We start from the raw sequence: 10,053 nt of genomic DNA, 5'->3' as shown, positions 1-10,053 counted from the left end.
CCTCTCCCCCGGGCCCCTCTCCCGCGAGGGGAGAGGGGAGCAGGCCAAGGGGCCCCTCCGGTGTGAAACGTGCAAGTAGCTGCGGCGGGAAAGTCAGCTCACTCCTGCCGCTGCGGCTCCTCCATCGGCGTGCCACCCACCAGTGCCGGCAGTACGTGCGGGCCGCCGTGTTTCTCGGCCAGGCGATGGGCGTCGGCGAGGTCGGGGAGGCGGTGGGCGATGCCGATGTGGCAGTCGATGCAGGTGCGTTCGCCGCTGGCGAGCGAGGTGGAGTGGGCGGTCTGGGCGCGTGGGCTCTGGCGGGTGAAGTCCATGGACTGGAAGTCGTGGCAGTTGCGGCATTCCAGCGAGTTGTTGGCCTTGAGCCGGCGCCATTCGTTCATCGCCAGCGCCAGGCGCATGTTCTCGAACTTCTCCTGCGTATCCACCGTGCCGAAGATCTTGCCCCAGACTTCCTTGGAGGCCTGCATCTTGCGCGCGATCTTGGCCGTCCACCGGTGCGGCACGTGGCAGTCGGGGCAGGTGGCGCGCACGCCGCTGCGGTTGCTGAAGTGGATGGTGGGCTGCAGTTCGCGGTACACGTTGTCGTGCATCTCGTGGCAGCCGATGCAGAAGGCTTCGGTGTTGGTGGCTTCCAGGGCGGTATTGAAGCCGCCCCAGAACAGCACGCCGCCGATGAAGCCGCCGACGGTGAGGAAGCCCAGGCTGTAGTGCACGCTGGGCCGGCGGATGACCAGCCAGTAGCGTTTCAGCAGTCGGATCATGGGCCGCGCCTCCTATTCCTTGCCGGGCAGGGTGGAGGCGGAGCCGCCGCGACGCAGCATGGTCTCGACGTCGATGTAGCGGTTCTCCACCAGCGGTTTCGCCGGCACCTGCGGTACGTGGCATTGCAGGCAGAAGTAGCGGCGCGGCGACAGTTCGGCGAGGAAGTTGCCGTCGCGGTCGGTGAAGTGGGAGACGCTGATCATCGGCGCCTGGCTCTGCTCGGTGCGGGTGCGGGCGTGGCACATCATGCAGCGGTTGGCGTTGCGGTCGGTCTGATAGCCCTCGATCTTGTGCGGGATGATGGGCGGCTGCATGGCGTAGGCGCGCTGGCGGCGCACGTCGCTGTTGTCCGGGTTCTGCAGCGGTGGCGGGGTGTGTTCCTCCATGACCGGCACCGGGCCGCGGGCGTTGTCGATGTGCTGGGCGAGGGCGGCGGTGGCACAGAGGGCCGCCAGCCCGATGGATATCAGGATGCGCATGGCGTGGGCCCTCCTAGACCTTGCGGATCTGGACCGCGCACTTCTTGAAGTCGGTCTGCAGCGAAATCGGGCAGGTGGCGTCCAGCGTGACCTTGTTGATGAGCTGGCCGGCGTCGAACCAGGGCACGAAGATGAGGCCGGGCGGCGGTTTGTTGCGGCCGCGGGTTTCCACCCGGGTGCGCATGGCGCCACGGCGGGAGCTGACCTCGATGGCGTCGCCGCGGCGCAGGCCGAGGCGGCGGGCGTCGTCCGGGTGCATGAAGCAGACGGCGTCGGGGAAGGCGCGGTAGAGCTCCGGCACCCGCCGCGTCATCGAGCCGGAGTGCCAGTGTTCCAGCACGCGGCCGGTGCACAGCCAGAAGGGGAAGTCCTTGTCCGGCTCCTCGGCGGCGGGCTCGTAGGGCACGGCGTAGATCACTGCCTTGCCGTCGGGCATGCCGTAGAAGTTCACATCCTCGCCGGCCTTCACATAGGGGTCGTAGCCTTCGCGGTAGCGCCAGCGGGTTTCCTTGCCATCCACCACCGGCCAGCGCAGGCCGCGGGCCTGGTGGTAGGCGTCGAAGGGGGCGAGGTCGTGGCCGTGGCCGCGGCCGAAGCGGGCGTATTCCTCGAACAGGCCTTTCTGCACGTAGAAGCCGAAGGCCTTGGCCTCGTCGTTGGCGTAGCCGGCCTCCACCTGGCTGGCGGGGAATTTATCCACCTCGCCGTTGCGGAAGAGCACGTCGTACAAGGTCTTGCCGCGATAGTTGGGCGCTTTGTCCAGCAGCTCCGCCGGCCACACTTCCTCCATGCGGAAGCGCTTGGAGAATTCCATGATCTGCCAGAGATCGGAGCGCGCCTGGCCGGGGGCGGACACCAGCTGGTGCCAGAACTGGGTGCGGCGCTCGGCGTTGCCGTAGGCGCCTTCCTTCTCCACCCACATGGCGGTGGGCAGCACCAGGTCGGCGGCCACGGTGGTCACCGTGGGGTAGGCGTCGGAGACGACGATGAAGTTGTCCGGGTTGCGGTAGCCGGGCCAGGCTTCCTCGACGATGTTGGGCGTGGCCTGCATGTTGTTGTTGCACATGACCCAGTAGGCGTTGAGCTTGCCGTCCTTGAGCATGCGGTTCTGCTGCACCGCGTGGTAGCCGGGTTTGTCCGGGATGGTGCCCGGCGGCAGCTTCCAGATGCCTTCGGCGGTTTCGCGGTGCTTGGGGTTGGTGACCACCATGTCCGCCGGCAGGCGGTGGGAGAAGGTGCCGACCTCGCGCGCGGTGCCGCAGGCGGAGGGCTGGCCGGTGAGGGAGAAGGGGCCGTTGCCGGGGGCGGCGATCTTGCCGGTGAGCAGGTGCAGGTTGTAGAGCAGGTGGCTGCACCAGGTGCCGCGGGTGTGCTGGTTGAAGCCCATGGTGAACAGCGACATCACCGGCGTCTTCGGGTCGGCGTACAGCTGCGCCAGCTGCTCCAGGCGCTGCTTGGGCACGCGGGAGAGTTCGGCCACGCTGTCCAGGTCGTAGCGGGAGACGAAGGCGGCGTATTCCTCGAAGGTGGCCGGCTTGCCGCCGCCGGGGTCGGCCACGTTGCGCGCCTTCTGCAGCGGGTTCTCCGGCCGCAGGCCGTAGCCGATGTCGGTGTTGCCTATCATGAAGCGCGCATGGCGCTCGACGAAGCCGCGATTCACCGCGCCGCTGCGGATGATGTGGTTGGCGATGTAGTTCATGATCGCCAGGTCGGTCTGCGGGCGGAAGGTGAGGGTGAGGTCGGCGAGGTCGTAGCTGCGGTTCTCGTACACCGACAGCGTCACCACCCGCGACTGCGGCGACGACAGCCGGCGGTCGGTGATGCGGCTCCACAGGATGGGGTGCATCTCCGCCATGTTGGCGCCCCACAGCACGAAGACCTGGCCGTTCTCGATGTCGTCGTAGCAGCCCATCGGCTCGTCCATGCCGAAGGTGCGCATGAAGCCGGCCACCGCCGAGGCCATGCAGTGGCGGGCGTTGGGGTCGATGTTGTTGGAGCGGAAGCCGGCCTTCAGCAGCTTGGAGGCGGCGTAGCCCTCCCAGATCGTCCATTGGCCGGAGCCGAACATGCCGACGCTGGTCGGGCCCTTGTCGCGCAGGGCCTTCTTGAACTGCTCGGCCATGACGTCGAAGGCGCGGTCCCAGCTCACCGGCTGCAGCTCGCCGTTCTTGTCGTACTTGCCGTTCTTCATGCGCAGCAGCGGCTCGGTGAGGCGGTCGGCGCCGTACATGATCTTGGACAGGAAATAGCCTTTGACGCAGTTGATGCCGCGATTCACCTCGGCGTTGATGTCGCCATGGGTGGCCACCACCTTGCCGTCGCGCACCGCCACGTTCACGCCGCAGCCCACGCCGCAGAACCGACAGGGCGCCTTGTTCCACTGCAGCTTGGTCAGCGCCGCGTCGGTAACGATGTTGGCCGCTCCCACCGTGGCCGGAATGCCGGCGGCGGTGGCGGTGCTCAGGGCGGCGGACTGCTTAAAGAACTCGCGTCGGGTCAGCTTCATCTGAGATCTCCTCTTCCATGGCGCTGCGGCTTTCGGCGTGCTGATAGACCAGCGCGACGTTGGCCACGCCGGGCAGTTCGCGGATGGCGGCGAGCAGGGCGAGCATGGCGTCGGCGCCCTCGCTCTCGCAGACGACGACCAGCTTGCCGCTCTCGGCCTGGGCGCAAACCTCGGCGTTGGGCATGGCGGCAACCTGGCGGCTGACGGCGGCGGCGTACTCCGGGCGCACTTGCACCAGGATGCCGGCGATGTGGATTTCCTCTTGGACTTCTTCCATGGCGAACCTCTTCGGGTTGCTTCCGATGGCGGACACGCCGTGGGGCGTGGCTGGGATGAATGCGCGCTTGGGGAGGCGCGCGGGTGCCGCGGGCGCTCTCTAGTGCGTCGGCAGGTGGCCGCTCAGCAACTGGTAGAACCACACCACGAAGCCATAGCTGGCGACCAGCAGCACCGCCAGTACGGGCGCCATGACGAAGGCGAGGAAGAGGAAGGAGCGCTGCTCTTCCTGGTGGGTGGAAGGTGGCTCGGGCTGGGTCATGTGCATCTCCATTCCTGGCTGTGCGCCGGGGCGCGGAAAGCGAGCGTGCTGCATGCGTGGGCCGCAGTATGCATGCCTCGATTTTCTTCGCAAACAGTCAGTTACGCTGCGATGCCGCAATTTGCCCGCCCTTTTCGGGCAGTCCGCCGGTCGGCTGGCGCCGCGGTTCTTGTGTCAACCCGGGCCTTGTCCGGGGCGCAGCCGGCTTGCCGCTGGCATGACAGCGAAGCGCATGCCCGGCGCGGGTTTTAGCCTGTGCTCAAGCCGCGCGGAAAAGGCCCGGGAGACGGACGGCGGCGGCGGGGTACGCCATCTTGCGTATTCCTGCGTATGGGGGGCGACGCCTAATCTGCATTCGTGCACTGCAACGTGGCAGATGCGATCCGCCACCTCCAAAAACGCCGTTCTAGGGGACTTCACATGCAAACCCGTCGCAACTTCATCAAGGCCCTCGCGCTGTCCGCCTCCATCGCCGCGATCGGTGCCCCGCTGGGCGCCCACGCTGCCGACACCATCAAGGTCGGCATCCTGCATTCCCTGTCCGGCACCATGGCGATCTCGGAAACGGCGCTGAAGAACGTGGCCCTGATGACCATCGAGGAAATCAACGCCAGCGGCGGCGTGATGGGCAAGAAGCTGGAGCCGGTGGTGGTGGACCCCGCCTCCAACTGGCCGCTGTTCGCCGAGAAGGCGCGCCAGTTGATCAGCCAGGACAAGGTGGCGGCGGTGTTTGGTTGCTGGACCTCGGTGAGCCGCAAGTCGGTGAACCCGGTGTTCAAGGAACTCAACGGCCTGCTGTTCTACCCGGTGCAGTACGAAGGCGAGGAACTGGAGAAGAACGTGTTCTACACCGGCGCCGCGCCCAACCAGCAGGCGATTCCGGCGGTCGAGTACCTGATGAGCGCCGAAGGCGGCGGCGCCAAGCGCTTCGTGCTGCTGGGCACCGACTATGTGTACCCGCGCACCACCAACAAGATCCTGCGTGCCTTCCTCAAGAGCAAGGGCGTGGCCGACGCGGACATCATGGAGGACTACACGCCCTTCGGCCATTCCGACTACCAGACCATCATCGCCAACATCAAGAAGTTCGCCTCCGAGGGCAAGAAGACGGCGGTGGTCTCCACCATCAACGGCGACTCCAACGTGCCCTTCTACAAGGAACTGGGCAATGCCGGCCTGAAGGCGACCGACGTGCCGGTGGTGGCGTTCTCGGTGGGTGAGGAAGAGCTGCGCGGCGTGGATACCAAGCCGCTGGTCGGCCACCTGGCGGCGTGGAATTACTTCATGACGGTGAAGAACCCGCAGAACGACGCCTTCATCAAGAAGTACAAGGACTGGGCGAAGAAGAACGGCGTGCCCAATGCCGACACCGTGGTCACCAACGACCCGATGGAAGCCACCTACGTCGGCATCCACATGTGGAAGCAGGCGGTCGAGAAGGCCAAGTCCACCGACACCGACAAGGTCATCGCCGCGCTCGGCGGCCAGACCTTCAAGGCGCCCTCCGGCTTCACCCTGACCATGGACAAGACCAACCACCACCTGCACAAGCCGGTGTACATCGGCGAAGTGCGCGCCGACGGCCAGTTCGACGTGGTGTGGAAGACCAAGGAACCGATCCGCGCCCAGCCGTGGAGCCCGTTCATCGCCGGTAACGAAGGCAAGCAGGGTCTGTAATTCCGCAGTACCCGCCGGGCGGGGCGCCGCCCCCGCCCTGGCGTGAGTTTCTCCTCTTTCTTGAAGTGCCTTCGGTGCCGGTGCAGTCCCGCCGGCCCGTTTTTTTCCGGCTTTCCTGTTTTCTCCCTTCCGATTTCCCGATCTGCCCGTAGTGCTTCGCCCGCCGTGGCGGAGGCTGCGATGGAGCCTGCAATGAATCGACTGCTGCTGCGGCTCGTTCTCTTCTGCGCCGCGCTCGCCTGCCTTGCCGGGCCGGCCCGCGCCGCGCTCGATCCCGCGCTGCTCGCCGGTTTCCATGGCGACTTCTCCAGCCGGGTGAGCGCCATCGAAGCCCTGGGCGTGGCTGGTGGTGACGACGCCCGCCGTGTGCTCGCCGCGCTGGAAGAGGGCAATCTCGGCGTGGCCGGCGAGCGTGTCCTCATCGTCGACGGCGATGCGGTGCGCGATGCCGCCACCGGCGAAGCCGCCGACGTGGCCGCCGCCGATGTGGATCTCATCACCGTGAACAACCGGGTGCGCCGCGCGCTGTCGGCCGCCCATGCGGCGCTGTCGCTGCTGGATGGAGAGCGCGGCGAGCGCCTGGCCGCCGCCCAGAACCTCAGCGAAAACGCTTCCGAAACCCTGCTGCCCCTGTTCGAACGCGCGCTTGCCGCCGAGAAGGACGACGCGGTGCGCGGCGTGCTGACCCGCGCCATGGCCAAGGTGAACCTGGGCGCCGCCAACCCGGCCAAGCGCCTGCAGGCGGCCGAAGCGCTGGGCGAATCCTCCGACCCGGCGGTGAAGAACATGCTGGCGGCGCTGCTGCAGAAGAATGGCGATGCCTGGGCCGAGCCGGATGTGGCGGTGCGCAGCGCCGCCGAAGCCTCCATCGCCGCCATCGACCGCCGCGTCGCCACCGCGCAGCACGTCGGCACCGTGTTCTCCGGCCTGTCGCTGGGCTCCATCCTGCTGCTGGCCGCGCTCGGCCTGGCGATCACCTACGGCGTCATGGGCATCATCAACATGGCCCACGGCGAGCTGCTGATGGTCGGCGCCTACGCCACCTTCATGGTGCAGACGCTGTTCCGCGGCTACCTGCCGGGCTGGCTGGACTGGTATGTGGTGGCCGCCATTCCGGTGGCCTTCTTCGCCGCCGCGCTGGTCGGCGTGGCGATGGAGCGGCTGGTGCTGCGCCACCTCTACGGCCGCCCGCTGGAAAGCCTGCTCGCCACCTGGGGGCTGTCGCTGGTGCTGATCCAGGCGATGCGCGTCATCGTCGGCCCGCAGAACGTGGAGCTGGCCAACCCGAGCTGGATGTCCGGCGGCATCGAGCTGGCCGCCGGCGTGGTGCTGCCGTGGAACCGCATCGTCATCATCGGCTTCGCGGTGTTCGTGCTGGCGCTGATCTGGCTGACCATGCAGAAGACCCGGCTGGGCATGTTCGTGCGGGCGGTGACGCAGAACCGGCCGATGGCTGGCTGCGTGGGCGTGCCGACGGCGCGGGTGGATACCCTGGCCTTCGCCATCGGCGCCGGCATCGCCGGCCTGGGCGGCCTGGCGTTGTCGCAGATCGCCAACGTCGGTCCGGCCATGGGCCAGGGCTACATCGTCGATTCCTTCATGGTGGTGGTGCTGGGCGGCGTCGGCCAGCTTGCCGGCGCGGTGTGGGCGGCGCTGGGCCTGGGCATCGTCTCCAAATTCCTGGAAGGCTGGGCCGGCGCGGTGATCGCCAAGATCCTGGTGCTGGTGTTCATCATCGTCTTCATCCAGAAGCGTCCGCAGGGCATCTTCGCCCTCAAGGGCCGCTTCGCCGACAGCTGAGCGAGGCACGCCGATGCGCACTCCCTTCACCGTACGCCTGATCCAGTCCATGCCGCGGGGCGGCTGGATCGCCCTGGCGCTGTTCGCCCTGGTCGCCTGGGTGGGCATTCCCGTCGCCCACCTGGCGCTGCCGGAAAGCCATCCGCTGCATGTGTCCGCCTACACCGTGAGCCTGCTGGGCAAGATCCTCTGCTACATGGTGGTGGCGGTGGCGATGGACCTGATCTGGGGCTATGCCGGCATCCTGTCGCTGGGCCACGGCCTGTTCTTCGCCCTCGGCGGCTACGCCTTCGGCATGTACCTGATGCGCCAGATCGGCCGCGACGGCAGCTACGGCGCCGACCTGCCGGACTTCATGGTCTTCCTCGACTGGAAGGAGCTGCCCTGGTACTGGGCCGGCTCGGACTCCTTCGCCTGGGCGCTGTTCCTGGCGGTGGCCGCGCCCGGGCTGATCGCCTTCGTGTTCGGCTACTTCGCCTTCCGCTCGCGCATCAAGGGCGTCTATTTCTCCATCATCACCCAGGCGCTCACCTACGCCGCCATGCTGCTGTTCTTCCGCAACGAGACCGGCTTCGGCGGCAACAACGGCTTCACCGACTTCAAGCGCATCCTCGGCCACTCCATCACCTCGCCGGAAATGCGCACCCTGCTGTTCGCACTGTCGGCGCTGCTGCTGATCGCCAGCCTGGTGCTGGGCCGCTACCTCGTCACCTCGCGCTTCGGCCGGGTGCTGGCGGCCATCCGCGACGCCGAGAGCCGGGTCATGTTCATCGGCTACAACCCGCTGCACTACAAGCTCTTCATGTGGACGCTGTCGGCCATGCTGTGCGGCCTGGCGGGCGCGCTCTACGTGCCGCAGGTGGGCATCATCAACCCGTCGGAAATGAGCCCGGCCAACTCCATCGAGATCGCGGTGTGGGTGGCGGTGGGCGGCCGCGGCACCCTGGTGGGCGCGGTGCTGGGCGCCGGCATCGTCAACCTGCTGAAGAGCTGGGCCACCGTGTCCTTCCCGGAATACTGGCCCTTCTTCCTCGGCTTCCTCTTCATCGCCGTGACCCTCTACCTGCCGGACGGCGTGGTCGGCCTGTGGCGCAAGCTGCGCGCCGGCCGCAAGGCGGCGCCGGCGGCGGAGCAGCCGCTGCGCACGCCGCCGCCCGGCTCCACCACCGACACGCTGCCGGAGGGCGCCACCGCGCCCCAGCACGCAGCCGCCGCCACCAAGGGAGCTGCCGCATGAGCGCCGTGACCGAACTCGAACGCCCCGTGGACGACAACAGCCGCGAGAACTGGGACGGCGGCGCCAACACCGGCCACCCGGTGCGCCCGGGCGAGCTGGACCTGTCGCACAACGTCATCCTCTATCTGGACGACATCAGCGTCAGCTTCGATGGCTTCCGCGCGCTGAACAAGCTGTCGCTGACCATAGACGCCGGCGAACTGCGCTGCATCATCGGCCCCAACGGCGCCGGCAAGACCACCATGATGGACGTCATCACCGGCAAGACGCGACCGGATTCCGGCAAGGCCTACTTCGGCCAGACGCTGGATCTCACCCGCATGACCGAGCCGCAGATCGCCCACGCCGGCATCGGCCGCAAGTTCCAGAAGCCCACCATCTTCGAGCACCACACCGCCTTCGAGAACCTGGAACTGGCGATGAAGGCGGACAAGCGCGTGCGCCGCAGCCTGTTCGCCGCCTTGTCCGACGACGAGCGCGACCGCATCGCCGGGGTGCTGCGCCGCATCCGCCTCGACCGCGAAGCCGACCGCCTCGCCGGCCTGCTCTCCCACGGCCAGAAGCAGTGGCTGGAGATCGGCATGCTGCTGATGCAGGAGCCCAGGCTGCTGCTGCTGGACGAGCCGGTGGCCGGCATGACCGACGATGAGACCGAACGCACCGCCGAACTCTTCGTCAGCCTCGCCGGCAGCCACTCGCTGATGGTGGTGGAGCACGACATGGCCTTCGTCGAAGCCCTGGGCGGCAAGGTGACGGTGCTGTGCGAAGGCTCGGTGCTGGCCGAAGGCGACCTCGCCACGGTGCAGGCCGATCCGCGCGTGATCGAAGTCTATCTGGGGCGCTGACATGGGAATGAGGCAAGCCAGGGCAGCAATGCCGGACTCAATCGCCGCGCCTGCGGGCGCCAAACTCATGAACGCGTCCGCGCCAGAGGGCGTCTCCCCTCTCCCCTCGCGGGAGAGGGGCCGGGGGAGAGGGGGCTGCGCTCGCGGGACTGCTACGCAGCCGCCCCTGCGGGGCGCCCCCTCTCCCCAGCCCTTCCCCGCGACGG

Annotated in this window: 9 protein-coding genes; 4 read left to right on the top strand and 5 right to left on the bottom strand. The window is 67.7% G+C overall.

Annotation, left to right across the window (positions count from 1 at the left end):
* Positions 1-98: 98 nt before the first annotated feature.
* The 5 genes from GRF61_RS21985 to GRF61_RS21965 all read right to left on the bottom strand — a co-directional run bounded on the left by GRF61_RS21985 (position 99) and on the right by GRF61_RS21965 (position 4,288).
* On the bottom strand, positions 99-764 hold the full coding sequence (locus tag GRF61_RS21985; protein ID WP_169152761.1) for a NapC/NirT family cytochrome c: 666 nt from the start codon (positions 762-764) through the stop codon (positions 99-101).
* Positions 765-776: 12 nt separating this feature from the next.
* Entirely contained in the window at positions 777-1,244 is a 468-nt protein-coding gene (locus tag GRF61_RS21980) for a nitrate reductase cytochrome c-type subunit (RefSeq protein ID WP_169152760.1), read from the bottom strand.
* Between the two features lie 13 nt (positions 1,245-1,257).
* Positions 1,258-3,750 carry a periplasmic nitrate reductase subunit alpha gene (gene napA, locus GRF61_RS21975; protein ID WP_169152759.1) on the bottom strand — a complete coding sequence of 831 codons (2,493 nt, stop codon included), beginning with the start codon at positions 3,748-3,750 and terminating at the stop codon, positions 1,258-1,260.
* Complete coding sequence (locus GRF61_RS21970; protein ID WP_169152758.1) at positions 3,722-4,027, bottom strand: chaperone NapD; 306 nt, start codon at positions 4,025-4,027, stop codon at positions 3,722-3,724. Before GRF61_RS21970 ends, napA begins: the two co-directional genes overlap by 29 nt.
* 99 nt (positions 4,028-4,126) lie before the next feature.
* Positions 4,127-4,288: a periplasmic nitrate reductase, NapE protein gene (locus GRF61_RS21965; protein ID WP_133590117.1), complete on the bottom strand. Its 162-nt coding sequence runs from the start codon at positions 4,286-4,288 to the stop codon at positions 4,127-4,129.
* A gap of 420 nt (positions 4,289-4,708) precedes the next feature.
* On the opposite strand from GRF61_RS21965, the gene urtA reads away from it, so the two are divergent.
* The 4 genes from urtA (at position 4,709) to urtD (ending at position 9,847) form a co-directional block, all read left to right on the top strand.
* Positions 4,709-5,965, top strand: coding sequence for an urea ABC transporter substrate-binding protein (gene urtA, locus GRF61_RS21960; RefSeq protein WP_169152757.1), 1,257 nt, complete (start codon positions 4,709-4,711; stop codon positions 5,963-5,965).
* A 192-nt stretch (positions 5,966-6,157) separates the two neighbouring features.
* Entirely contained in the window at positions 6,158-7,765 is a 1,608-nt protein-coding gene (gene urtB, locus GRF61_RS21955; RefSeq protein WP_248281394.1) for an urea ABC transporter permease subunit UrtB, read from the top strand.
* A 49-nt stretch (positions 7,766-7,814) separates the two neighbouring features.
* Complete coding sequence (gene urtC, locus GRF61_RS21950) at positions 7,815-9,002, top strand: urea ABC transporter permease subunit UrtC (protein ID WP_348982461.1); 1,188 nt, start codon at positions 7,815-7,817, stop codon at positions 9,000-9,002.
* On the top strand, positions 8,999-9,847 hold the full coding sequence (gene urtD / locus GRF61_RS21945) for an urea ABC transporter ATP-binding protein UrtD (protein ID WP_169152755.1): 849 nt from the start codon (positions 8,999-9,001) through the stop codon (positions 9,845-9,847). Before urtC ends, urtD begins: the two co-directional genes overlap by 4 nt.
* Positions 9,848-10,053: the final 206 nt, after the last annotated feature.

Source organism: Azoarcus sp. TTM-91, assembly GCF_012911025.1.
In the GTDB taxonomy this organism is placed as follows: domain Bacteria; phylum Pseudomonadota; class Gammaproteobacteria; order Burkholderiales; family Rhodocyclaceae; genus Azoarcus.
The sequence above is the reverse complement of the archived record's forward strand: the minus strand, read 5'-3'. Positions and strand labels throughout refer to the sequence as shown.